11 protein-coding genes and 1 pseudogene are annotated in these 26496 nt (G+C 66.3%); 10 read left to right on the top strand and 2 right to left on the bottom strand.

The features are described from left to right. Window positions 1–47 precede the first annotated feature (47 nt). The 8 genes from CLU93_RS26520 (at window position 48) to CLU93_RS26485 (ending at window position 22579) form a co-directional block, all read left to right on the top strand. Window positions 48–12668 carry a filamentous haemagglutinin family protein gene (locus CLU93_RS26520; protein WP_099764056.1) on the top strand — a complete coding sequence of 4207 codons (12621 nt, stop codon included), beginning with the start codon at window positions 48–50 and terminating at the stop codon, window positions 12666–12668. Then, the gene (locus CLU93_RS26515) at window positions 12665–13381 is read left to right on the top strand and encodes an RNA polymerase sigma factor (RefSeq protein ID WP_099764055.1); all 717 of its coding nucleotides are present in this window, start codon (window positions 12665–12667) and stop codon (window positions 13379–13381) included. Before CLU93_RS26520 ends, CLU93_RS26515 begins: the two co-directional genes overlap by 4 nt. Before the next feature lie 76 nt (window positions 13382–13457). Then, the gene (gene paoA / locus CLU93_RS26510) at window positions 13458–14117 is read left to right on the top strand and encodes an aldehyde dehydrogenase iron-sulfur subunit PaoA (RefSeq protein WP_099764054.1); all 660 of its coding nucleotides are present in this window, start codon (window positions 13458–13460) and stop codon (window positions 14115–14117) included. Continuing rightward, complete coding sequence (locus CLU93_RS26505) at window positions 14114–15073, top strand: FAD binding domain-containing protein (RefSeq protein ID WP_099764053.1); 960 nt, start codon at window positions 14114–14116, stop codon at window positions 15071–15073. The genes paoA and CLU93_RS26505 overlap by 4 nt, the downstream gene beginning before the upstream one ends. Before the next feature lie 4 nt (window positions 15074–15077). Further along, the gene (gene paoC / locus CLU93_RS26500) at window positions 15078–17276 is read left to right on the top strand and encodes an aldehyde oxidoreductase molybdenum-binding subunit PaoC (RefSeq protein WP_099764052.1); all 2199 of its coding nucleotides are present in this window, start codon (window positions 15078–15080) and stop codon (window positions 17274–17276) included. A 116-nt stretch (window positions 17277–17392) separates the two neighbouring features. Beyond that, complete coding sequence (locus tag CLU93_RS26495; RefSeq protein ID WP_257225106.1) at window positions 17393–19030, top strand: response regulator; 1638 nt, start codon at window positions 17393–17395, stop codon at window positions 19028–19030. Then, window positions 19027–20055: an ABC transporter substrate-binding protein gene (locus CLU93_RS26490; RefSeq protein ID WP_099764050.1), complete on the top strand. Its 1029-nt coding sequence runs from the start codon at window positions 19027–19029 to the stop codon at window positions 20053–20055. Before CLU93_RS26495 ends, CLU93_RS26490 begins: the two co-directional genes overlap by 4 nt. A gap of 10 nt (window positions 20056–20065) precedes the next feature. Then, window positions 20066–22579, top strand: a complete 2514-nt coding sequence (locus tag CLU93_RS26485; protein WP_099764049.1) for an ATP-binding protein — start codon at window positions 20066–20068, stop codon at window positions 22577–22579. Here the strand turns inward: CLU93_RS26485 and CLU93_RS26480 are convergent. Then, the gene (locus tag CLU93_RS26480; protein ID WP_099764048.1) at window positions 22576–23211 is read right to left on the bottom strand and encodes a class I SAM-dependent methyltransferase; all 636 of its coding nucleotides are present in this window, start codon (window positions 23209–23211) and stop codon (window positions 22576–22578) included. The two genes, CLU93_RS26485 and CLU93_RS26480, sit on opposite strands and share 4 nt — an antisense overlap. A 319-nt stretch (window positions 23212–23530) precedes the next feature. Here CLU93_RS26480 and CLU93_RS26475 point away from each other — a divergent pair, with 319 nt between their 5' ends. Beyond that, window positions 23531–24163, top strand: a complete 633-nt coding sequence (locus CLU93_RS26475) for a hypothetical protein (RefSeq protein WP_143451831.1) — start codon at window positions 23531–23533, stop codon at window positions 24161–24163. A 386-nt stretch (window positions 24164–24549) separates the two neighbouring features. Here the strand turns inward: CLU93_RS26475 and CLU93_RS28845 are convergent. Next, window positions 24550–25852, bottom strand: a pseudogene (locus CLU93_RS28845) (integrase core domain-containing protein). A 252-nt stretch (window positions 25853–26104) separates the two neighbouring features. On the opposite strand from CLU93_RS28845, the gene CLU93_RS28840 reads away from it, so the two are divergent. Beyond that, window positions 26105–26260 (top strand): helix-turn-helix domain-containing protein, encoded by a 156-nt coding sequence (locus tag CLU93_RS28840; protein ID WP_143451830.1) that lies wholly within the window; start codon window positions 26105–26107, stop codon window positions 26258–26260. Window positions 26261–26496 lie beyond the last annotated feature (236 nt).

The raw sequence follows: 26496 nt of genomic DNA, 5'->3' as shown, positions 1-26496 counted from the left end.
CCACCGCCAGGCTCCGTTCCCTACTCTCTAGCCAGGAAACCATTGCCATGACCAAGCTTCACACTGCCCAGCGCCCAGTCCCAAACATTGACACGGGCGCGCAGCGGTCCTCCACGCTGGGCAGCCGCTTGCGGCTCACGCCGCTCGCTTACGCACTGACCACCATGCTGATGGCAGGCGCTTTCACCACGCCGGCGCGCGCGCAGCAGGCGTTCAGCGGCGGCTGGTTCGCGGCCAAGGGCGCGGTGCAAAATACGGCTGCCAGCTCGGGCCGCCTGCCGAATGGCCAGCCGCTGCCGCTGGGCAGCCGGCCCGATGGTCAGCAACAGCAGGCTAATCAGCAGTTGCAGCGCTCGCTCAACAACCTGAACCTGGCCGCGCGCGCCATCGCTGCGCAGCAAGCGGCCCAGGCGCAGGCGCGCCAGGCGGCGGCCGGCGGCGCCAGCGTGCCGAATGGTCTCGTGCAAGGCGGCTTGCAGGTCGACACCAACAGCCTGACGGCCGGCTGGCTCAATGCCCAGGCGCCCGTGCAGACAGTCGCGAACGGCAAGACGGCCGTGGTGGTGCAGCAGACGGCGGACAAGGCCATCCTGAATTGGGAAACGTTTAACGTGGGCAAGGACACGAGATTGACCTTCCAGCAGCAGAAGGATTGGGCCGTGCTGAACCGTGTCAACGATCCGCAAGCGCGTCCCAGCCAGATCCAGGGCCAGATCAAGGCCGATGGCACGCTGCTGCTGGTCAACCGCAACGGCATCGTGTTTACGGGCACGAGCCAGGTCGATACGCGCAGCCTGGTGGCGGCTGCGGCGCGCATCGGCGACGCGCAATTCAAGAAGGATGGCATCTACAGCCCCGGCACGGCCGGCGCCACGACGTTCACCGATGCGGCTGGCAAGGTGCAGGTGCAGGCGGGTGCGCGCATCGCCAGCAATGCGCCCAAGGGCAGCACGGAAGGCGGCGGCTATGTGATGCTGCTGGGCAAGGAAGTCCACAATGCGGGCGAGATCAATACGCCCAAGGGCCAGGCCCTGCTGGCCGCCGGCGACAGTTTCAGCATTAAAAAAGGCGTGGGCACGGACGGCAACCCGCTGTCGAGCACGCGCGGCAGCGAAGTCACGCCGCAGTTCGCGGCCGCCAGCACGGCGGGCAAGGTCGTCAACACGGGCCTGATCCAGGCGCGCGAAGGCGATATCACCCTGGCCGGGCGCGACGTGCGCCAGGACGGCGTGCTGCTTGCCAGCACCACGACGGCCACGCGCGGCACGATCCACCTGAACGCGCTGGGCAGCGATGCGGCTGTCACCATGGGACGCGGCGCCACCACGGCCATCCTGGTCGAGGACGACGGCAAGACCACGGCGCTCGACAGCCAGCGCGACGCCATGCGCAGTCCGGTCGTGACGTCGACGGAAAATATCCTCGCCGTGAACGATCGTCGCGACCAGTCGCGCATCGAGATCGGCAGCGCCGGCACGGTGGAATTCATGGGCGATTCCCTGACCCTGGCCACGGGCGGTCAGATCGCCGTCAATGCGGCCAGCCGCAGCCTCGTGCGCGACGGCGCCCAGCTCGACGTCTCCGGCGCCGTCGGCGTCAAGGTGGCGATGGCGGCGAACAATGTCGACATCAATGTGCAGGGCAACGAGCAGCGCGATGCGCCCGTCAACCGCGACGGCAAGGCCTTGATCAACAACAATATCTGGGTCGACCGCCGCAAGCTGGTATTCGTACCGAAGGGCACGAATGGCTATGACAGCGACCGCTGGTACACGGCGGGCGGCTTGCTGGAAGTGGCCGGCTACCTGGGCACGCAGGGTCACTCCGTCAGCGAGTGGATGGCGCAGGGCGGCACGGTCAGCTTCGGCGGCAAGGATGTCGTCACGCAGGCCGGTTCCGGCATCAACCTGTCGGGCGGCACCCTGGACGTGCAGACGGGCCTGCTCCGCCAGACCTGGCTGAAAGGCGCGGACGGCAAGCTGTATGAGGCGGGCAGCGCGCCGGCCGACCTGGCGTATGCGGGCGTGTACAAGGGTTACGAGGAAGAACACGCGCGCTGGGGCAAGGATGCCAGCGCGTTCTACGCCAATCCATTGATCGCCGCGCAACAGCGCCTGGAAAACGGCTACACGGCGGGCCGCGACGCGGGCAAGCTGGTCATCGCCACCGGGTCGGCCGTACTGGAAGGCGGCATCGCGGGCGAGGTCTTCCAGGGCGAGCGCCAGACGCAGGCGCCGCAGGCCCTGCTCGACGGCTACCAGCAGTCGCAGCTGGCGGCCGCGCAGCGGGGTCAGCTGATCGTCGGCCAGTATCAGCCGATGTTCGACAAGCGCACGGGCGTGCTGCAGCATGTGCTGTCGGCCGTCATGGACGAGGTGGGCCTGACGCGCGTGCAGGACGGCATCGCCGCCGGCCTCGACGTGGCAGGCGCGCTGGCATCTGAGCGCCAGGGCAAGCTGCTGCTCGATACGACCTTGCTGAACGAACAACAGCTTGGCGCCATCCGCATCGCGGCGAAAGGATCGATCACGGTAGACAGCGCGCTGCAGGTGGCCGACGGCGGCAATATCACCCTGTTTGGCACGGACCTGGCGCTGAACGCCAGCCTGCGCAGTCATGGCGGCAGCATCATGGCTGGCAATGTGCTGAACCAGATCGGCGCGCTGGGCATGCTCGATACCTTCGTCATTCCGGGCGGACCCGCAGGCAAACTGGTGCTGGCCGATGGCGTGCCCCTGGACACCAGCGGCTTGCTGGCCAATGTGCTGCGCGACCCGTTGGCCGCCGCCGGCTTGCCATATATTAATGGTGGCAGCGTGTCCCTGCGCGCGGTTGGCGACGTGCGCATCGGCAATGGCAGCCTGATCGACGTCAGCTCGGGCGCAGCCATCCTGTCGCAGGCGAAACAGCAGGGCGGCAAGGGTGGCAATGTGACCCTGGCCAGTTATGGCGCCAAGGCCGATTTGCTGCTGGGCGAGGGCGCGCAAGTGCGCGGCCATGGTGTGGCAGGCGGCGGCAAGCTGGAATTGCAGGCGAACAAGATACTGGTCGGCCCAGCCGATACCGCACAGAAAGGTACCCTGCAGCTGGGCGGCGACTTCTTCGACAAGGGTTTTTCCAGTTACAGCCTGCTCGGCAAGCAGGCCTTGACGGTAGCGGACGGCACGCAGGTCGATGTGCGCATGCCCGTGCTGCGCGTGGTGGACAATGAAAAATTGGCCCTGTGGACGCCAGAGCAATACACGCAAAACGCATTGAAGGGCACCTTGACGCAGCGCAAGGGTGCCAGCCTGGCCTTGCAGGTGGGCGATGTGCAGTCCGGCACGGCCGATATGGCCATCGCCGAACTGCTGGTGGGCAAGAATGCCGTGGTGAATGTCGATGCTGGCCAGGCCATCAAGCTGTCCAGCGTGGGCCAGCTGACGGTGGAAGGGCGCCTGAATGCCTGGGGCGGCAAGATCAGCCTCGGTGGCGTGGCCGTCGATACGCCGGTCTCCGAGGCGGTGGAGGCAGCCGGCCATGGCCGTTCCATCTGGATAGGCGAGAATGCCGTGCTGGACGTGGCGTCGCGCGCCGTCACGGCCACGGACGTGCAGGGCCGGCGCTACGGCAAGGTGCTTGACGGCGGCAGCATTGTCGTCGGCGGCGAGATCGACCACGCACAGGGCAGCACATCTGCGGCCAGCCTGTTTGTCGTCGTGCGCGACGGCGCCGTGCTCGACGCTTCGGGCGCGCACGCCGTGCTGGATGTGAACGGTGTGAACGGCGCGGCGGTCGACGTGACCAGCGCGGGCGGCAGCATCGCGCTGGCGTCGAACAATGGCTTGTACCTCGATGGCCAGCTGCTGGCCAGGGCGGGCGGCGCGGGCGCGGCGGGCGGCACCCTGTCCGTGGCCACGGGCACGCCCGAATACCGCAAGGAGCTGGCGCAGGCCAGGGTGCTGCAGGGACGCCAGTTGAAGTTGACGCAGCAGCAGGTCGCCAGCGACCTTGCCGCTGATGTGACTGCGCAGGATGGGGAGACAGTGCTGCAGTATGGCCATGGCCGCCTCTCCGTGGAGCAGGTGGACGCGGGCGGTTTCGCCAACCTGGCCCTGCTTGGCGCGGCAAGCTTCGATGGCGACGTGTCGCTGAAGATGCAGCAAAGCTTCCAGCTGTACGGTGCGCCTATGCTGTCGCCTGGCAGCAAGCCTGGCGCGAAGGTCAGCATCGCGGCGCCGTATGTGCGCCTGGCCAGCATCAAGCCCGTTGGCCGCGATTTCTATACGACGCCAGGCAGCGCGGGAGCATCGCCGGTCGCCAGCCAGATCAGCATGGCAGGCGACTTGATCGATGTGCGCGGTATGGTCTCCATCCTGGCCGACGACGTGCGCCTGAGCAGTCGCGGCGACCTGCGTTTCCTGCTGTCGCCGCTGGGCTGGGATGGCAACCAGCCGACGACGGTGCTGTCCACGCAAGGCGACATGACACTCAGTGCGGCCCAGCTGTATCCGGAAACGGGCGCCGGCGCCGCCGTGCGCGCCGGTTATGGCTTGATCGACGGTAAGTTTGGCTACGATCCCGCGCACCGCCTGAACATTGCACGCACGACCGACAGCGTGCCGGCGATGCCGTATTCCGCCTTCGGCTCGCTGGAGTTGGGCGCTGCGCATATCGAGCAGGGTGGCGTGGTGCGCGCACCGCTGGGTCGCCTGTCGATCGGCGCGGCCGGCTATGACAATGACAAGAGCCTGACGGTCAATCTGCTGGCCAACAGTATCACCTCCGTCAGCGGTACCGGCCTGGTCATGCCGTATGGCGGCACCGTCGATGGCCTGAACTGGAATGTGGACGGCAAGCCGGCGGCCTTCATGGGCGTGGGCGGCGTCAATGCGCAGGGCGGCCTGCGCGTCGGCGTGGAAATGGCTGGCGTGGCCGTGAACGTGCAGCCGGGCGCGCTGCTCGACCTGTCCGGCGGCGGCGAACTGACGGGCGCCGGCTTCATCGCCGGCCGCGGCGGCTCCACCGACGCGCGCTATCATCCGCTGGTGCAGGTGGGCGCGAACGGTGGTTTTGTCTTGCCGGGCCTGGCGACCAACCCTGTGTACGCCATCGTGCCGGGCGTGCAGGCGCCGCAATCGCCTTCGGGCGGAGACAAGGTGGCGTCCGATGCGGCCGTGGGCCGGCAGGTGACGATAGGTAATGGCGTGCCGGGCTTGCCCGCCGGTACCTACACGCTGATGCCCTCGACCTATGCCTTGCTGCCGGGCGCCTTCCGCGTGGAACTGAACGGCCTGGCGGGCCAGGGCAGCGCAGGCACGCTGGCGCAGCAGCTGCGCAACGGTTCCTGGGCCGCGCCCGGCACCCTGTCGATCGCCGGCACGGACATCCGCGCGCCGCTGGCCAGCCAGCTGATACTCACGCCGGCCAAGGTCTTGCGCACCTACTCCCAGTACAATGAAACGGGCTATGCCGCCTTCGCCCTGGCCGATGCGCAAACGCGGGGCATTCCCCGCGCGCTGCTGCCGTCCGATGCGAAAACGCTCAAGCTGAAAATGGTGCCCGGTGGTGGCGTGGATACATTCCAGTTCCAGGGCACCGGCAAGTTCGCCGCGGCCGAGGGCGGCTACGGCGGCACCGTGGTGCTGATGTCGAACGATAGCTCCGCTGGCGACATCGAAATCCTCGCCGACGGCGCGCCGGCCACCGTTGGCGCGGGGCAGGTCAGCATACGCGCTTCGAGCCTGAATAATCTCGGCGCGGCGCGTATCCTGGTGGGCAATGTCCCGTGGGTGGAATATGGCCAGGGCGGCAACTACGTGAGCTTCGGCGCCAGTTCGGCGCGCGCCATCTACCTGCGACCGGGAGCCGTGCTGTCGGCACCCGAAGTATTCCTGGTTGCCCAGGATCCTGGCAATTACGAATTGGGCATAGGGTTGATCGATATCGCCGCCGGCGCCGGCATCAGCACCCTGGGGCGCGGCAAGGCCGCGTATGACGCCAACGATGGTTTCATCTACAAGAAGGGCCGCGCGGACGTGCACATGGTGGCCGCTTCGAACGGCTTGCTCAATGTGGCACCGGTCAGCGGCACGGCGCTCGGCGGCATCCGCATCGGCGCGTGCGATGACGCTTGCGCCGGCACCAGTACAGCGAGCCTGTACTCGGAAGGCACCTTGCTGCTGTCGACCAACGGCAGCTTTGCGCTGGACGACACGGCGCGCTACGGCACGCGCAACCTGAGCCTGTCCGTGGGCGCCATCAACATGGGCAGCAGCGAGGCGCTGGCGGCGGCCCAGGCCAGCGGCACGCGTTCCAGCGGCCTGGCCATGAACCAGGGCGTGCTGGACCGCCTGCTGCGCGGCGATACCAGCACGGGCGCACCGGCGCTGCAGGCGCTGATGCTGAGCGCGGCCGACAGCGTCAATTTCTACGGCGACGTGGTGCTCGATACCTACGACAAGACCAGCGGCAAATCGACGCTGGAACGCCTGGTGCTGACCACGCCCGCCATGTATGGCCAGGGCGAGGCCGGCACGGTGGCCACCATCCGCACGGCCAACCTGATCTGGGGCGGCGCCCTGTCGCCGGCCGGCAATGTGATTACGCACGGCGCCGGCACGGGCAGCGGTACCCTGAATCTGGAAGCGGAGCGCATCGATTTCGGCTTCGGCCCGTTCACGCAGCCGGCCGGCGTCGCCTCGTTCGACCGCCTGGCGCTGGGTTTTGCCAACGTCAACCTGAAAGCGTCGGGCCAGGTCACGGCCAACCACAAGGGCAGCCTGTCCGTCTACCAGGCGCAGGGCGCCTATGAAACGGGCAAGGGCTACCAGCACAGCGGCGGCAACCTCACTATCAGCACGCCGCTGCTGACGGGCGACGCCGGTTCCGCGCACAGCTATACGGCCGGTGGCGCGCTGAAGGTCGCGGCGCCGGCCGGCGCGGCGCCAGCGGCTCCCGTCAAGAATAACGCAGCGCTGGGCGCGCAACTGGCGCTGAACGGCGACAGCGTGAGCGTGGCGACGGCCGTGGTGTTGCCAAGCGGCAAGTTGACGATCAGCGCGCAGCACGACATCAGCCTGGCCGACGGCGCGCGCATCGACATGGCGGGCCGCAAGTCCACCTTCTTCGACGTGGACAAATACAGCTGGGGCGGCGACGTGACCCTGGACAGCCGCGCCGGCGATATCGGCACAGCTAGCGGCGCCGTGATCGACCTGTCGGCCGAGAATAACCGTGCCGGCAGCCTGAAGGCCGTGGCGCTGGACGGCGCGGCCGGCATGGTGGACTTGCAGGGCAAGATCCTCGGTGGCGCCAGCGGCGGCTACGACGCGGGCGGTACCGTGGTGCCATACAAGAAGGGCAGCGTGGACGTGCGCGCGCAAACGCTGGGCGCGGGCGGCACGCTGGATAGCCAGTTCGCGTCGCTGAACACGCGCCTGACGGAAGGCGGCATGACGGGCGGGCGCAGCTTCCAGCTGAAACAGGGCGACTTGACGATAGGTAACGAAATCAAGGCCGGCGAAGTACAGGTGGCCGTCGACAATGGCCGCCTGGCCGTCGCTGGCGTGATCGACGCCAGCGGCGAGCGCGTGGGCAGCATCCGCCTGGCCGGCAAGCATGGCCTGACTTTGGCCGGCAACGCCGTGCTCGACGCGCATGGCACGCTCTTGCGCGTCGACAGCTATGGCAAGATCATCGACAGCCCGAACCGGGCCATGGTGGAATTGAACGCGGGCCAGGGCACCTTGGATCTGGCCGGCGGCGCGCAGATCGACCTGCGCCACGGCACGGCGGCCGTGGCTGGCAAGGGCAAGGGCGAATACGACGGCGCCGCGCGCGGCACGCTGGAACTGAGCGCGCCGCGCCTGGGCAGCGGCGGCGCCCGCACGGACGCAGATGCGGCCACCTTTGGCGACATCGCCATCGCGGCCGGCGGCGGTTTTACCGTGCGCGGGGCGAAATCGATCGCCGTCAACGCCATGCAGCGCTATGACGACGCGGCTTACGCCACGGACCTGTCGGCCAGCGGCCGCCCGTACCAGGTGGTCAACCAGGCCTATCTTGACAGCAAGCATGCGGACAGCACGGCCTTCATCGATGCGGCGCTGGCCAACACGAACTTGCGCAACGGTAAGCTGGCGGGCTTGAACACGGCCGCGTATGCTGATGCATTGCATTTGCGTCCCGGCGTCGATATCGTCAGCAAGACGCCGGACGGCGACCTGGTGGTGCAGGGCGACCTGGACTTGTCAGGCATGCGCTACGCCAGCCTGAATCCGCGCTTTCAAGTAACAAATGCGCGCGGCTCGGGCGAGGTGGGCAGCCTGCTGCTGCGCGCTGGCGGCGACCTGAGCATCTACGGCAGCATCAATGACGGCTTCGCGCCACCACCGGCCACCAAGGATGACAAAGGCTGGATCTTGCTGCCGGGACGCGATATCAACGGCAGCGACATCATCGTGCCGGGCAAGGGCGTGACCGTGGCCGATGGCACGCTGTTCCCGGGCGGCGCCGTGCTCAACTACGATTTGCCCCTCAAGGGCTTCAATCTGGTCGCCAATACCCGACTGCCCGTGGCAGTGACCCTGGACCAGGCCACGACCTTGCCGGCCGGCACGGTGCTGGCGGCCGCCGTGCGCGACGGCGCTGGCAATATCGTCCATGCGGCCGGCAGCCTGCTGGCCACGGCGCAAACCCTGGACGCCGGCATGCGCCTTGACGCAGGCAGCGTGCTCAAGCAAACGGTGAAAGTGAGCGCCATGACCTGGCCCAAGGGCTTGCCGCTGCCCGGCGTGGCGGGCGAACTCTCGGTGTTCGCACTCAATGGCAACCTGGCGCTGGCCGTGGGCTCATTGATCCCGTCCGGCACCGAGGTCAAGCTGATGGCCGGCGTGGCGTCCATCCAGTTGCGTCCGGAAGTGGCGGGCAGCCAGGGCAAGCTGTGGGCCATCGCGCCCATGCTGGCCGAGGGCTCGCAGGCGTGGGGCATGCGCCTGGTGGCCGGCGCCGACCTCGATGCGGCCGACACGCGCGGCGTGCAGGCGCATCCCGCGCACGGCACGCTACGCCTGGCCGACAGCCACTACGGCATGTATGGCGTGCTGGTGCCGCCGAAGGGCGTGCAGTACTGGAGCCAGGCCGCTGCGGATCTGGGCATCGAGGGCATCGTGGCCGGTGAAATCATCACCGACGAATTCCTCAGCCAGTTCGGTACCAATATCGCGGATTTCTGCGCCGGCGACGCGACCATGTGCGTGCTGAAGGTGGCCTATGTGTGGACCAGGGCCGGCGCGGAAGAATTTGCCGACCCCAGCGTGAAGGCGGGCGATGTGGTCGACCTTGACGGACTGGGCTGGCCGACCATGTGCGAGGAAAATCCCACCTGGTGCGGCACCTCCAGTCCCACGTTTGACTACAAGGCGTCCAGCTTGCGCTACAGCGTGTTGCGCACGGGCACGGGCGACCTGGACCTGGTCAGCGGCGGCGACTTGCACATGGACAGCCTGTATGGCGTGTACACGGCCGGCATGTCGTCTACGGCGACGTTGCCCGGCGACCCGTTCAACCAGGCACGGGCGCGCAATGCCGACGGCAAGGTATTGAATAATCCAGACGGCGAGCATGAACACCTGGTCGATGGCGGTGCCGGCAGCATCTACCGCGCCTGGTACCCCGACCAGGGCGGCAACCTGCTGCTGAAGGTCGACGGTGACCTGAGCGGTTCGCTACTGGGCCGCAGTGCCGCGACCAATTTGCGTCCCGTTACGGCGGACGCGGGCTACGACAGCACGGCGGTGGGCAACTGGCTGTGGCGCCAGGGCAGCGGTGGTCTCGCCATCGGTGGCCTGGCACAGCCGGTGGCCTGGTGGGTCAATTTCGGCACCTATGTGGGCCGCAGCACCCTCGCCGACGACGTCCTGGGCTTTACGGGTTTCGGTACCCTGGGTGGCGGCAATCTGCGCGCCGACGTGGCGGGCGACGCCGGCGCGCTGGCGTTGGCGCAGGGCAGCAGTTATGACGGCAATATCAATACCCGTTCGCAGGGCTTGCTGCTGGCCGTGGGCAGTACGGGCCGCGTGAATGCCGATGGCAGCATGCTGTTGACGGGTGGCGGCGACCTGGACCTGCGCGTGGGCGGCGCCATCAACCCTGCAGGCATGCCGTATGCTGGCCACATGAATGGCGCCCTGGTCGACTTGCGCGGCCATGTGGAAACGTCGGCCGCACAGCTGGGCAGCCTGAAGCTGCAATATGGCACACAAAGTACCGATCACGCGCCCAAAGAAACACGCGCCTACGATGCCTTTACGGCCACGCGCGCCACGCCGCAGGGCGGCATGACCCTGGTGCCTGGCGACGCCACGTTCAGCGTAGCCACCCTGGGCGACCAGGTGCTGCAAGATGTGGCCGACCCGGGCCGCGTACTGATGGTCAACCCGACCTCGGCGCTTGCGCCATCTGGCGAACTGGGTATCGGCAACAGCTGGTTCAGCCTGTGGACGCCGCACACGGCGCTCGACCTGTTCTCCGCCGGCGGTAATCTGACGCCATTGACGGCGTCGATCGGCACGGAAACCGACTTCGCCACCATCTACCCCTCCATCGTGCGCGTTGCCGCCGCGCATGGCAGCCTGTACTACGGCAAGGCGATAGTGAACAGCAATGCTGCCAACAGCTATGCCGCACCATTGCTGCTGGCGCCTTCGCCGAATGCTCAACTGCAGTGGCTGGCCGGTGATTCCATCTATGCTGGCGGTTTTACCATCGGCCAATCTGGCGCGGCAGCGGACAGCATGGCGACGCCGTTCAAGCCCGCCTATCTCGCCCTGACCCCGAATTCGTGGTCGACTGGTCCCCTGGCCAGCAATCTGTCCAGCACGGGGGCGCCGGCGAGGGAAGGCGTATACCCGCTGTTCGCCTTCGGTCCCGATTCGGCCGCCGGCCCTGGCAACAGCGGCACGCAGGCGGCCCGTATCTATGCCGTCAAGGGCGATTTGCTCGGCGTCAACGTCGGTCGCATCGTCGAGTTCTACGACGCCAAGCATGCAGGCATCACCTGGTATGAGGGTGCGCAACCGGTCTGGATGAAGGCGGGCCGCGACATCGTCAGCAGCGGCACGGCGCTGCTGGAAGGCGTGGACGGCAGCGAGAGCGGCATGATGTTCAACAACAGCAGCAACCTGTTCGTGCACAACAACGCCTACGACGTATCGCTGGTCTCGGCCGGGCGCGATATCCTCAGCAGCTCCTTCAACGTGGCCGGCCCTGGCACGCTCGACATCAGCGCCGGGCGTAATATATTGATGCAGGACAAGGGCAGCGTCGTCAGCCTGGGCCCTGTCGTGCAGGGAGACAAGCGCCCGGGCGCCAGCATCGCCATGCAGGCAGGCGTGGGCGCGGCCGGCCTTGATTACCTGCGCTTCGTCAAGCCCTACCTGGACCCGGCCAACGTGGCAAAGTCGGGCGTGCCGCTGGCCGGGCAGGCCGGCAAGGTGGTGAAATCCTACGAAAACGAATTGGTGACCTGGCTAGTCGAGCGCTACGGCTTCAAGGGCACGCCCGCCGAAGCGCAAGCCTTCTATCTGGCCTTGCCCGAGCCGCAGCAGCGCGTGTTTGCCCGCGACGTGTATTTCGCGGAACTGAAGGCGGGCGGGCGCGAGTACAACGACCAGGACAGTTCGCGCCATGGCAGCTTTTTGCGCAGCCGCAACGCCATCGCGGGCCTGGCGCCGGCCACCGACGCCAGCGGCAAGGCAATTGCCTATGCGGGCGACATCGTCATGTACCGCGGCACGTTTGGTCTCTACAACCCGAGCTCGGGAAGAAACGACCGCATCGTTCCCCGCAGCGGCTACGTGCACACCAACTTCGGCGGCGATATCGCGCTGCTGACGCCGGGTGGCAAGCAGGTGTTCGGCATCGAGGGCGAGGCGCCGCCGTCGACTTCGGGCGTCATCACCAAGGGCGGTGGCAATATCGAGCTGTTCTCGCACGGCAGCATCCTGCTGGGCCAGAGCCGCGTCATGACGACGTTTGGCGGCGATATCCTCGGCTGGTCGTCGCAGGGCGACATCAACGCGGGGCGCGGTTCGAAGTCCACCATCGTCTACACGCCACCCAAGCGCGTGTATGACAACTGGGGCAACGTGACCCTGTCGTCCGACGTGCCGAGCACGGGCGCCGGCATCGCCACCCTGGCGCCGATTGCCGAAGTGCCGGCCGGCGACGTGGACTTGCTGGCGCCGCTGGGCACCATCGACGCGGGCGAAGCGGGCATCCGCGTCTCGGGCAACGTCAACCTGGCCGCGCTGACGGTGATGAACGCGGCGAATATCCAGGTCAAGGGCGAGGCGAAGGGCATGCCGACGGTGGCGTCCGTCAACGTGGCTGCCATGACCAACGCCAGCGCTGCCGCCACGCAGGCCACGGCGGCGGCGCAGGAGGTGGTGCAGCGCGAACGCGCCGCCACCCGTTCGGCGCAGCCCTCGGTGTTTACGGTGCGCGTGCTGGGTTTTGGCAGCGACGCGCCGCCCGACAGCGCGCAAGCCACCCCGGCCGACGGCGCACGCATCGAGGCGGCCGATTACAACCCGCGCAGCGCCGTGCGCGTGCTGGGCCTGGGCCCGCTGCCGGAATCGGCCACGCGCCAGTTGACGGCGCAAGAGCGCAGCAGGTTGTCGCCATGATGGCCCGCTTGGCGAGTACGGTTGATCCCTTGCGCATGGTGGGCATGCAGTGGTACCGGCCCGCCATCCGGCCCCGTTTGCAGGCGGCCAATGACGTGGCGCCCCTGTCCGCGCCAGCGCCAGGGCAGGGCGCCCAGCTGCAAGCGGTACTGGAAAGCAATTATGCGGGCTTGCACCGGCGCCTGACGCGCCACCTCGGTTGCGCCGAACTGGCCAGCGACAGCCTGCACGACGCCTGGCTGCGCCTGGGCGCGTGGACGGCATGGGGCGGGGCTGCGCTGGCGCACAGCCCCGTCGCCTATGTGTTCCGCGTGGCCTGCAATGCGGCCACGGACAGCCTGCGCCGCAACCGCGCCTGGCTGTATGCGGGCGAAGGCGACGAGGACGGTGCCGCCGTCCTCGTTGATATCCTGGCCGATACGGCGGCGGGGCCGGAACGCCTGGCCGAACTGCATGCCGATGTGCGCCAGCTGGCGCAGGCCGTCGCGTTGCTGCCGCGGCGCCACCAGCAAGTGCTCGAAGCGCTGCGCGTGGATGAGCTGACCCGCCAGGAGGTGGCCGAGCGGCACGACATGTCGCTGCGCAATGTCGATACGGCCTTGCGCCAGGCGCTCGACCATTGCGCGCGCCACACGGGCCATGCGGCGCTGGGCGGCGCCGGCACGCCCCGGCGCAGTCTGAGGCTGAAGGTACGTTCGCGTACAGACGCGTAACATTCCTGTCGCCAGACTGGCACTTCGGGCCTGCATGCGCCCACTGAGCCAGTCCACAGCCAGGAGGAAGCGCGAGATGACAGAGTGTAATCACATCAATGCCGGCAGGCGCGGTTTGCTGATCGCCGGCGCGCTGTCGGCCACGGCCGTGGCCGTGCCCAGTGTGGCAGGAGCGGCGGAAGCGGTGAATACGGCCACCCAGGCCAGTGCTTCTCCGCCGCCCGTCCTGATGAAAGTCAGCCTGGAAGTCAACGGCCAGCGCCACAGCCTGGAACTCGACACGCGCACCAGCTTGCTCGACGCCTTGCGCGAACATTTACAGCTGACGGGCACCAAGAAGGGTTGCGACCACGGCCAGTGCGGCGCCTGCACCGTCATGCTCGACGGCCAGCGCATCAATGCCTGCCTGACCCTGGCCGTGATGCATGACGGCGCCAGGGTCACCACTATCGAGGGACTGGGTACGCCCGACAAGCTGCACCCGATGCAGGCCGCCTTCATCGCGCACGACGGCTTTCAATGCGGCTACTGCACGCCGGGGCAGATCTGCTCGGCGGTGGCTGCGCTGGCAGAAATACGCCAGGGCATCCCCAGCCACGTCAGCGCGGACTTGAACGCACCGCCGTCGGTGACGCCGGAAGAATTGCGCGAACGCATGAGCGGCAATCTGTGCCGCTGCGGCGCGTATTCGAACATCATCGAGGCGATTTCCGAAGTGGCGGGGAGGCCGGCATGAGAGTGTTCAGCTACCAGAAGGCGGCCACACCGGCCGAAGCGGCGGCCGCCGCCTTGCATACGCCGGGCGCGCGCTTCATCGCGGGCGGCACGAATCTGCTCGACCTGATGAAACTGGAAATCGAAACGCCCGCGCATTTGATCGACGTGAATGGCCTCGCGCTCGATACAGTGGAGACGACGGCAGACGGCGGCTTGCGCATCGGCGCCGTGGTGCGCAACACGGCGCTGGCGGCCCACGCCACGGTGCGCCGCGATTATGGCGTATTGTCGCGCGCCTTGCTGGCCGGCGCTTCGGCACAATTGCGCAACAAGGCGACGACGGCGGGCAACCTGCTGCAGCGCACGCGCTGCGCGTATTTCTATGACACGCACCAGGCCTGCAACAAGCGCGTGCCGGGCAGCGGCTGTTCCGCCATCGCCGGCTTCAGCCGGCCGCTGGCGATTGTGGGTGGCAGCGAGGCCTGCATCGCCACGCACCCCAGCGACATGGCCGTGGCCATGCGCGTGCTCGACGCCGGCATCGACACGGTGCGGGCCGACGGCAACACGCGCACGATCCCCATTGCCGACTTTTACCGCTTGCCGGGCAACACGCCGCAACTGGAAACCGTGCTGCAGCCGGGCGAACTGATCACCAGCGTGACCTTGCCCCCGCCCGTTGGCGGCACGCACGTCTATCGCAAGGTGCGCGACCGCGCTTCGTACGCGTTTGCGCTGGTGTCCGTCGCGGCGATTATCTTGCCCAACGGCACGGGCCGGCTGGCCCTGGGCGGCGTCGCGCCGCAGCCGTGGCGAGTGGCTGGCGCCGAGCAGGCGATGCCCGATGGCGCGGCCGCCGTGAGCGAACGGCTGCTGGCCGGTGCCCATCCCACCGCCGACAACGGCTTCAAGCTGACCCTGGCGCAGCGCACGATAGCCGCCGTGATGGCGCAAGCACCCGACCAGAAAGGCTAGGGCCATGAAATTTACGACACCTGCGACCACCAATCCCATCGACCAGCTGAAAGTCGTTGGCCGTCCCACGGACCGCATCGATGGCCCTCTGAAAACCACGGGCACGGCGCTGTACGCATATGAACAGAACAAGGCCGCGCCGCACGCCGCCTACGGTTACGTCGTCGGCGCGGCGATTGCCAAAGGCCGCATCGCCTCGCTTGATACCAGCGCGGCGCGCCGGGCGCCGGGCGTGCTGGCCGTGGTCACGGCGCAATCGGCGGGCAAACTGGGCAAGGGAAAAATGAATACGGCCAATCTGCTGGGCGGGCCGGACATTGAACATTATCACCAGGCCATCGCGCTGGTAGTGGCGGAAACCTTCGAACAGGCGCGCTCGGCCGCGCAGTTGCTCGACGTGAAGTATGCCGAGCAGCAGGGCGTTTTCGACTTGGCCAAGGCGAAGAGTACGGCGAGCAAGCCGAAGGGTGGCAAGCCCGACAGCAAGACGGGCAATTTCTCCAGCGCGTATGCGAATGCTCCCGTGCGCCTCGACGCCAGCTATACCACGCCTGACCAGTCGCACGCCATGATGGAGCCGCACGCCTCGATTGCCGCCTGGGAGGGCGATACCTTGACGCTGTGGACGGCGAACCAGATGGTGGACTGGGCCCGGGGCGACCTGGCCCGCACCCTGGGGCTGTCGAAGGACAAGGTGCGCATCGTCTCGCCGTATATCGGCGGCGGCTTCGGCGGCAAGCTGTTCGTGCGCGCGGAAGCCTTGCTGGCGGCCCTGGGCGCGCGCGCGGCGCAGCGCCCCGTCAAGGTCGCGCTGACGCGGCCCCTGATGTTCAACAACACCACGCACCGGCCCGCCACCATCTCCCGCCTGCGCATCGGCGCCACGCGCGATGGCAAGATCACGGCCATCGGCCATGAGTCGTGGTCGGGCGACCTCAAAGGCGGGCAGCCGGAAACGGCCGTAATGCAGACGCGCTTGCTGTACGCGGGACCAAACCGCATGACGGCCATGCGCCTGGCCGTGCTCGATTTGCCGGAAGGCAACGCCATGCGCGCGCCGGGCGAGGCACCGGGCCTGATGGCGCTGGAAATCGCCATGGACGAGCTGGCGGAAAAGCTGAACCTGGACCCTATCGTCTTGCGCATCCTGAACGACACGAAAGTGGACCCGGAAAAGCCTAGCAGACCGTTTTCCCAGCGCCGCCTGATCGACTGCCTGCGCACGGGCGCCGTGGAATTTGGCTGGAAAGAGCGGCAAAGCCGGCCCGGCATGCGGCGCGACGGCCGCTGGCTGGTGGGCATGGGCGTGGCGGCTGCCTTGCGCAACAACCTCGTCATGCAGTCCGCCGCCCGCGTGCGCCTCGATGGCAACGGCATCGTCACCGTGGAAACGGATATGACGGACATCGGCACGGGCAGCTATACCATCATCGCCCAGACGGCGGCGGAAATGCTGGGCGTGACCTTGAGCCGTGTCGTCGTGCGCCTGGGCGACTCGGACTTTCCCGTCTCGGCCGGTTCGGGCGGGCAGTGGGGCGGCAACAGTTCCACGGCGGGCGTGTATGCCGCTTGCGTGCGCCTGCGCCAGGCCATCGCCGGCAAGCTGGGTTTCGATCAGAACGAAGCGCGTTTTTCCGATGGGCAAGTGAGCCAGGGCGAACGCAGCGTGCCATTGGCGCAGGCGGCGGCGAACGGCGACATCGTCGCCGAAGACCATATGGAATATGGCGACCTGGACAAAAAATTCCAGCAATCGACGTTTGGCGCGCATTTCGTCGAGGTAGGCGTGGACGGCGACACGGGTGAAGTGCGCGTGCGGCGCATGCTGGCCGTGTGCGCGGCCGGCCGCATCCTGAACCCGAAAGCGGCGCGCAGCCAGGTGATCGGCGCCATGACCATGGGCGTGGGCGCGGCCCTGATGGAAGAACTCGTGGTCGACAAGCGCCGCGGCTTTTTCGTCAACCACGACCTGGCCGGCTACGAAGTGCCCGTGCACGCCGACATTGCGCATCAGGACGTCATTTTTCTCGATGAAACGGACCCCATGTCATCGCCCATGAAAGCCAAGGGTGTGGGCGAGCTGGGCATCTGCGGCGTGGCAGCGGCCATCGCCAATGCCGTCTACAACGCCACGGGGGTGAGAGTGCGCGACTATCCGCTGACCCTGGACAAGCTGCTGCGGGGGCTGCCCGCGCTCGCCTAGGCCCCGTGCGCGTGACAATTCGTGTATTTTTGGTAATTTGCAAGTGTTATGCTCGAAACGCATCTTGCAGGCCTGCCTCCGCACCGCGAGGCGCAGGTGGGGCGCCAGGAGAATGCATGAACAGCTCATCAATGCCGCCGCGTATCCTCATCGTCGATGACGAGCTGGCGCACATGCGCGCGCTGTGCGACACCTTGCGCGGGCAGGCCTACGACACGACGGGCCTCGCGTCGGGTGAGGCGGCGCTAGCCCTGCTGGCCGTCGAATCGTTCGACCTGCTGCTGGTCGACCTGATGATGCCGGGCATCAACGGCATCGCCGTGGTGGAAGCGGCGCGCAAGATCGATCCGGACCTGGCCTGCATCATCATGACGGGAGAAGGCACGATCGCCTCGGCCGTGCAGGCCATGCAGGCGGGTGCGCTCGACTATGTGGTCAAGCCGTTCAAGGTGTCGGGCATCCTGCTGATACTGGCGCGCGCGCTGGAAACGCGCCAGTTGCGCATCGCCAATGCGCGCCTGGAACTGCTGCTGCGCCAGCACACGGACGAACTCGACGCCATGAACAAGGATTTGCAGCTGGCGCGCGAAGTGGCCGAGCGGGCGAACCAGGAAAAGACCAATTTCCTGTCCAGCATGAGCCACGAGTTGCGCACGCCGCTCAACGCCATCCTGGGCTTTTCGCAGATGCTGATGTCCGATTCCATCCCCTCGACGGCGCAGGAAAAGAAAATCTTTGCCTCGCACATCTTCGGCGCTGGCCGGCACCTGTTGACTTTGATCAACGATATCCTCGATATCGCCAAGATCGAGTCGGGCAATATGTCGCTGTCGATGGAGCCCGTCGACCTGGCCGGCATCTACCACGAATGCTGGCAAATGATGGAACCGCTGGCGAAGAAGCGCGGCATCACCCTGACGTTCGTGGAAGCGGTCGGCCTGCATGTGCTGGCCGACCGTACGCGCCTCAAGCAGGTACTGCTCAACTTGCTGTCGAACGCCGTCAAGTACAACCGGGAACAGGGCGAAATCCACGTCGATTGCCAGCCCGTCGATGCACGGCAGCTGCGCCTGTCCGTGCGCGACACGGGCGGCGGGCTGAGCGCCGCGCAGCTCGACGCGCTGTTCCAGCCCTTTAACCGCCTGGGACGCGATGTGCGCGACGAGGAGGGCACGGGCCTGGGGCTGGTGGTCAGCAAGCGCCTGGCCGAAGCCATGCAGGCCAGGCTGGGCGTGGCCAGCACGCCAGGACGCGGCAGCACCTTCTGGCTCGATATCGCCAGTTGCCCGGCGCGCCAGCTGCAGCAGGAAAGTGTGCGCCTGTCCACCATTGCCCGGCCCGCAGAAACGGTACGGCTGCCTGACCGCAAGACGCTGCTGTATGTGGAAGACAATCCCCTGAATCTGGCCCTGGTGGCGGGCCTGATCCATTTTCGCCCCGACCTCGACCTGCTGTCGGCCGGCGACGGGCAAACGGGCCTGGAGCTGGCGCGCCGTCACTTGCCGCAGCTGATACTGATGGACAGCGACCTGCCCGACATCAGCGGCACGCAAGTCATGCAGCTGCTGCGCGCCGATGCCCGCACCGCGCATATTCCCGTCATCGCCCTGACGGCCGTGGCCGGGCCGGGCGATATCCGCCAGGGACTGGCGGCGGGCTATTACCGCTATCTGACCAAGCCGCTCGACGTGCAGGCGTTTTCCGAGGCCATCAACAGCGCGCTGGAGTCGGCCACGGCGCAGCGCAGCGCATGAACGGGGCGGCGCCGGTGCGGCGGGCGCTCTGGCTGGCGGCCATCGCGCTGTTGCTGGCGCTGGCCGCCGCAGCCATCTGGCGCTTGAATGCCCGTCCCGCTGCGCCGCCCGGCCCGGTGGAAGTGCTGCGCCTGGCCGTGAATGCGGCATACGTGGGCAGCTGCCCCGTGCTGGCCGCGCGCGCACACGGTTATTTCGCGCACGAGGGCATCGATGCGCGGCTGCAAGCGTATTCGTCGGGCAAGGCGTCGCTGGAAGCCGTGCTGCAGGGCAGGGCCGAGCTGGGCACCGTGTCCGATATTCCCGTGGTGCTGGCCAGCCTGAAAAACCAGTCCGTCGTCGTCATCGCCAGCATCTTCGAAGCCGAGCGCGACCACGGCATTGTGGGACGCCTGGACCGCGGCGTGTCCACGCCCGCCAGCCTGAAAGGCAAGCGCATCGGCGTGACCCTGGGCACCTCCGGCCAGTTCACGCTGGACGCTTTCCTGAACCGCCAGAAGCTGTTGCCCGCGGAAGTCACCTTGCGCAACTACGCGCCGGACCAGCTGGCCGCTGCGCTGGCGCGCGGCGAGGTCGACGCGGCGGCCGGCTGGGAACCCTTCCTGACGGGCATGACGCATGCCATCGCGGGCAAGGCGGCCATCTTCTATGGCGAGGACGTGTATGCGGGCCTGTTCAATGTGGCCGGTACGGGCGACTTTGTGCGCAGCCACCCGGCGACGATGCGCAAGGTGCTGCGCGCGCTGCTGGCCGGCGCGCGCTTTTGCCGCGACGAACCCGACGCCGCGCGCGCCCTGTTTACCACGGTGTCGGCCAGCGAGGCGGCGCGCCTGCAGGCGGCCTGGCGCGGTTATCGGTTTGGCATCGTACTCGACCAGGGCTTGTTGCTGGCGCTGGAAGACGAGGCGCGCTGGGCCATCAAGAACCGCCTGGCCGAACGCGGCGACATGCCGAACTTCCTCGATGCCGTGTACCTGGACGGCCTGGAAGCCGTGGCGCCTGCGGCCGTGACGGTCATTCATTGAGAAAGCCACCGTGAAAATCGTAACGCGCTTCAAGCTGGCCGAACTGTTTTGCGTGCTGCTGGTGGCCATCATCGTCGCCGTGCTGTTCTCCACCACCGTGGCGATGCAGCGCGAACTGGCGAAGAACAAGGCTGCAGGCGATATCCTGCAAGCGGTCACGTCACTGCGCTACCTGTCGATCGAATATGCGCTGCACCATGGCGCGCGCACGCGTGCCCAGTGGCAGCTGCGCAGCGAATCGCTGGGCACGGGCCTGCTGGCCACGCCCGCCTTCAGCAGCGGCGAGGAGCGCACGCTGCTGCGCCAATTGCAGGGCGACCTGGCCGGCGTGGGCGGGTTGTTCGAGCTGTTTGTGGCAAATCACCGCGAGCTGGGACAGGACCCGCAGCGGCGCGAGGTGCTGGGCGAACTGGAGTCGCGCCTGTCCGGCCAGATCATGGGCAGGGTGCAGGGCATGATCTCGGACGCGATGCGGCTGTCGGAATTGAGCCGGCAAGGTGTGCTCGAGGCGCAGCAGCGGGCCAACGTGGCCGTGATGCTGTTTGGCGGCATGATCATCGCCCTCGTGGCTGGCCTGATCTACTTCACCATGACCAGCGTCACGGGACCGCTGGAAAAGCTGCGCCAGGGGACCCTGATCGTCGGCGCCGGCAAGCTCGATTTTGCGCTCGGCGTGTACACGAAAAATGAAATCGGCGAACTGGCGCGCGCCTTCGACGGCATGACGGAAAAGCTGCGCCGCACCACCGTCTCGCGCGACGAGCTGGCGCACACGAATGCCGCCCTGGAAACGCAGATCACCGAGCGCCAGCTGGCCGAGCGCAAGGTACATGAGCAGCTCGAGCGCCTGAACCTGCTGCAGCAGATCACGCGCTCGATCGGCGAGCGGCAGGACTTGCGCAGCATCTTCCAGGTCGTGGTGCGCAGCCTGGAAGACCAGCTGCCCATCGATTTCAGCTGCATCTGCCTGTACCAACCGTCGCAGCACGCGCTGCAGGTGACGTGCGTGGGCGTGCGCAGCGAGGCGCTGGCGCAGTCGTTCATGATGGGCGAGCAGGCACACATCCCCATTGACGAGAATGGCTTGTCGAGTTGCGTGCGCGGCAAGCTCGTGTATGAAGCCGACATCGCCGAGGTGGCGTTTCCGTTTCCGCAGCGGCTGGCGCAAGGGGGGCTGCGCGCTCTCGTCATGGCGCCCCTGCTGGCTGAAAACACGGTGTTCGGCATCCTGATCGTGGCGCGCCGCGCCGCGCACAGCTTTACCAGCGGCGAATGCGAATTCCTCAGCCAGCTGAGCGAGCATGTGGCGCTGGCCGCCAACCAGGCACAGCTCTACGGCGCGCTGCAGTGCGCGTATGACGACTTACGCCAGACGCAGCAGTCGGTGATGCAGCAGGAACGCCTGCGCGCGCTGGGGCAGATGGCCAGCGGCATCGCACACGACATCAACAACGCCATTTCCCCCGTGGCGCTGTACACAGAGTCCTTGCTGGAGACGGAAACCAATCTCAGTCCGCAGGGCCGGCATTGCCTGGAAGTGATCGAGCGCGCCATCGACGACGTGGCCGCCACCGTGGCGCGCATGCGCGAATTCTACCGCCAGCGCGAACCGCAGCTGGCGCTGTCGCCCATCGACGCCAACCTGGTGGTGCAGCAGGTGCTGGACCTGACGCGCGCGCGCTGGAGCGACATGCCGCAGCAGCGCGGCATCGTCATCGTCCTGCGCACGCAGCTGGCGGACGCTCTGCCCATGCTGCCCGGCAGCGTGGGGGAAATCCGCGAAGCGCTGACCAACCTGGTCTTCAACGCCGTCGACGCCATGCCGGACGGCGGCACTCTGAGCGTGCGCACCAGCTGCACCGGCGCAGCGGGAGAGGCGCGGCAGGTGCGCATCGAGGTGGTTGACACGGGCATCGGCATGGACGAGAACACGCGCCGCCGCTGCCTGGAGCCATTTTTTACCACCAAGGGCGAGCGGGGCACGGGCCTGGGCCTGGCCATGGTGTACGGCATGATGGAGCGCCATGGCGCCAGCATCGACATCGTCACGGCGCCGGGACAGGGCACGGCGGTGCGCCTGGATTTCCCCGCCTGCGCGGCAGGCGAGGGGGAGAGCGCGCCCGACGCGGCCCACGCCGTGCCGCCGCGCCTGCGCATCCTGGTGGTGGACGACGACCCGATGGTGCTCAAGTCACTGCGCGACATCCTGGAAATCGATGGCCACGACGTGGTGTCCGCCGATGGCGGCCAGGCCGGCATCGACTGCTTCCAGGCCGCATACGAGCGGCACGAACAGTTTGCGGTGGTCATCACGGACCTGGGCATGCCCCACGTGGACGGGCGCAAGGTGGCCAGCGCGGTGCGCCAGTGCTCGCCGGCCACGCCCATCATCATGCTCACGGGCTGGGGCCAGCGCCTGGCCGCCGACAGCGACTATCCCGAACACGTCGACTGCGTGCTGGGCAAGCCGCCCCGGCTGAAGGAGTTGCGGCGCGCGCTGAATGCGGTCATGTCGACGGGCTAGCCTGCTGCGGCATCTCTCATCGCTGAAAAAACCAGCCAGGACCAACTGACTCCCGCCTGGCGATTCTGCTGCTGAACGGACGGCGCCTGCGCACTCAAAACGACCTTGAGATGGTGGCGTGCCGCAAGGGTGATCGTTTCATGGGCCGAGACCTCAAAGATGCGCCGGTTCGCCTGGGCGGGACCATGCCTGAGTGACATGACGAGCAACGCGCCCGGTTTGAGCAGCTTGCTGATATTTCCCATCGCCTTGCTTCTTTCTTCCGCTGCAAGATGCATCCAGACGGCGGCGAGTACAACCAGGTCGAACCTGGCCTCACGTGCGCCTGTCGCGGCAAGCGCGGGCAGGCTATCGTCCAGCCACTCGATATCGGACGACGCGTGGGTCTTCATGCCCGCCTCGCGGAACGCGACGACGGGCTCAACTGCCACCACCTTGTGCCCCAGGCTGGCAAGCCACGCCGAGTCGGTGCCTGTCCCGGCCCCGATGTCGAGCACGGCGCCTGCCCGTCCAGGCAGCAAATGGCGCACGACCTGGTATTTATTCGCAGCGATTACGTTTTCATACCGGGCAATGAGCTGCTCGGCATCTTCGGCATACCCTTCGGTGCCCGGGACAGAGGATGAATGCATGCGATGGCGGATGTCAAATTGGGGTGATATTGAATGGATAATACCGCTATTTCTCAAGGTCCGGTCTTCGCCCCATGATGCCTGGGCGCCAGCGATATCCGGGCTGCCAGGATAACTTTGCCGAATCTGCCGATGCCGTCAACAAGATGACGGACATGGATGCCTGCCGCGCCATCGACGGCGTGCGCTCGCGCGCTGGCAAACCGCACGAGATAAAATTGCCATATGGAAATATTTAATATATTATCTTTTATGGCAATATTGGTTGTGTTGAATTAACTAATGTTTCGATGAAACCTACTTTGAATCTGGATTTCTTGTGCGTAAAGATAGTGTGCGTGGTGTATTGAGTGTCTTGCTGGCTGCCGCCAGCGTGAGTGCCTGGGCGGCCGAGGCGGGTGACGAAGTCGTGGCGAAGCAGGCGGTGGAAACCCCGGTGGCGCAGCCTGTCGTCGCGGAAGCGGCCGCCGTGCCCACGGTTGCGAAACTGAGCCTGATATCGTCGGGCGAGCAGATGGTGGTGGACTACGGCACCAGTGGCAGCGCGGAAGAGTGCAAGGACTTCACGCCGGCGGGCAAGGTGTATGACGCCACGACCTTGCGCGAAAAATTGTTGCCGTTTATCTCGAAGATGGTCGAGCGTTCGCGGCGCATGACGGGCGTGCTGCCGGAAGTGGAGAAGACGCTGACGGCGGGTGCACCGGTCTGGGTGCAGGCTTACGCCGACTGGCCGGCCGAACACGGCTTGCGTGCCGGTTCCTGCGGCCCGCTGACGTTGCAGCTGACGCCGGAAGCGGGCAAGAAATATCAGGTGGAATTCCACTTCCTGGGTGAAAACAAGTGCAAGCAGATGCTGTTCGATGTGACGGATCCGGCGGCCAAGCAGGAAATCGAGGCGCCCGTTACCGCGGCCTGCACGGCGCCGAAAAAATCGCTGTTCGGCCTGTTTTAAGCTTCGTTGCGGGCGACGGTGGCTAAGTAACCCCCAATAAATTATTGTGACTTCTGACTTCCATAACCGGCGCTCTGCGGTGTTGCCCGCTGCTAGCAGTGCTCGCACTGCGTCGCAGCGGGCGCCTTGCAGAGCATCCGGTTCTGTTCGTCATAAATTCACAATAATTTCCTGAGGATTACTTAACTTAACAGAGTGACAGTTTCGTTCCGCTATACTGACGGCCCGACATCGTAGCCCGAAAATCACCATGAACCTGAGTACCCACGCCGCCGTCGTCAACTGCGAAGCGTATCGCGATGGCAGGAAGATCGCCCATTTCGACATCGACAAGGTGGGCGACTTCGGAGCGTGTCAAACTATTTGAGACCATTTTTGCGAGTAGTTTAGGGAGCAATTTTGGCTTGTTTATTCTCCAAAGAACCTGGTTTTGGCATACGAATCCCGGCTTCGGTCGGCAGCGCCGGCGGCTGGGGGCGGCGGTTTTTGAATCGATTCGGATGCTGCGAGAAGGCGCTTTCCAACACCTGTTCGCGTTGTTTGTAAATGATCGGCGCCACGCCGGTGTGCATGGCCGCCGGCGTCATATAACCGATGCCTGAATGCCTGTGCTCGTAGTTATACCAGGTAAAGAACGTCTGGCAGAAGGCGCGCGCGTCGGCCAGCGACTGGAACCGCTCCGGGAAGTCGGGCCGGTACTTCATCGTCTTGAACTGCGCTTCCGAGTAGGGGGTGTCGTCGGAGGTGTAGGGCCGGCTGTGGCTCTTGACGACGCCCAGGTCGACCAGCAGGTCGGCGACCAGCTTGGAGCGCGTCCGATTCGCAGTCGGCGATCATCCAGCCGACCACGTAACGGCTATCAATATCGAGGATGACGTAGAGGTGGAAATGCGCGGACTTGACCGGCCCCTTGATCTTGGTGATATCCCACGACCACACCTCGCACGCCGCATCGCCAGCAACTCCGGGCGCACATAGGCCGGATGCGCCAGTTCGTTGCGCCGCCCTCGCGTGCCGCTGTGGGTGCGCAGGATGCGGTAGAAGGTCGAGGCGGACGCCGGGAATATGCCGGCGTCGAGCAGCATCGCGTACGCCGTGTGCGGCGCCACGTCTGCGTACTCGGGCGAGTGCAGCACGTCGAGCACGCCCTGGCGTTCGAGTGCGCTCAGGGCGAGCGGCGAGCGGCGCGGCCGACGCACCGTGTGCAGCGGCGCACGCGGCGGCTGCGCACGGTAATAGCTGGCGCGGGGCAGCCCCAGGCTGCGTCACACGGCGAGCGCGCCGTGCAGCGCCACGAGGCCGGCGGCGGCACTCATCACGGCGCTTCCCCGGCCGTGGGCAAGCCCAGAAGTTCGCAAAGTTTTTTTTGGACGTCGATGATCTGCTCGGCCCGCTCGAGCTTTTTGCGCAGTTTCTCGTTAGCCAGTTCCAGGCTGGCAACGCGCCGGTCGACCGCTTTGGCGGCGTCCGGTTTGGGGCTGCGCCCTTGTTCGGCGCGGTGGCTGCGTCGCTGGCCGCGACCTCCAGGCGCCACTTGCTCAGATGCGAGCTGTACAGGCCTTCCCGGTGCAGCAGCGCGCCGATGGCGCCAGGCGCGGTGTAGGCGTCGGCCTCGCGCACGATGCGCTGCATGTAGCTGGTGGTGAATTTGCGGCGGCGCGCCACGGCGACAACCACCCGGGCCAACATCTGGCTGTTCAGCTGCTATTGTCATTTTAGAATCTATGTGTGTCAACTTCCTTAATTAGAGCGATGAAGTTGTCTAACAACAGTTTGATACAGGGGGACTTCTGCGTCATCCGCTCATGTCTCGACACGCTACGCAAACAAGGCCTTGGCATGCTCGAGGTTCTGCTTCGGGCCTTCAATGGCAATCCTATCCAGATCGCCGCGTAGCGGCTGAACAGTCACAATATTTTATACATTTACAGAAAGCAGTTCATGGACATCTACGAGGTCGGAAAAGCAGTTAGTGCTCGCCGGTTGGCCGTCGGGTTAACGCAGCAACGTCTAGCGAAATTGGCTGGGCTATCACGTCAGACAGTGCAACACCTAGATTCATTCGGTGACGCAAATGCTTCCTTCCTGTTGAAGTAGGAATAACTTCTGTAAGCGACTTCGTGTCGCACCTTCTGTTTGACCTTGGGAATGCGCACGGCGCGCTCGCCAACGTTGTTGGTGAGGGCACGGCCGGGTCGCTGATGAAGCGCAGGACGGCGTCGGCGTGCAAGCGGAAGCGGCGCAGAAGGTTGGCCGCGATCGATTGTTTGCCGCGGCCGCGCTGGCCCGGCGACTGTGCGGTTTCGGGATGCAGAGCTTCGCCTTCCCGCACC

The organism is Janthinobacterium sp. 35 (assembly GCF_002754575.1).
Lineage (GTDB): Bacteria > Pseudomonadota > Gammaproteobacteria > Burkholderiales > Burkholderiaceae_D > Janthinobacterium > Janthinobacterium tructae.
The sequence above is the reverse complement of the archived record's forward strand: the minus strand, read 5'-3'. Positions and strand labels throughout refer to the sequence as shown.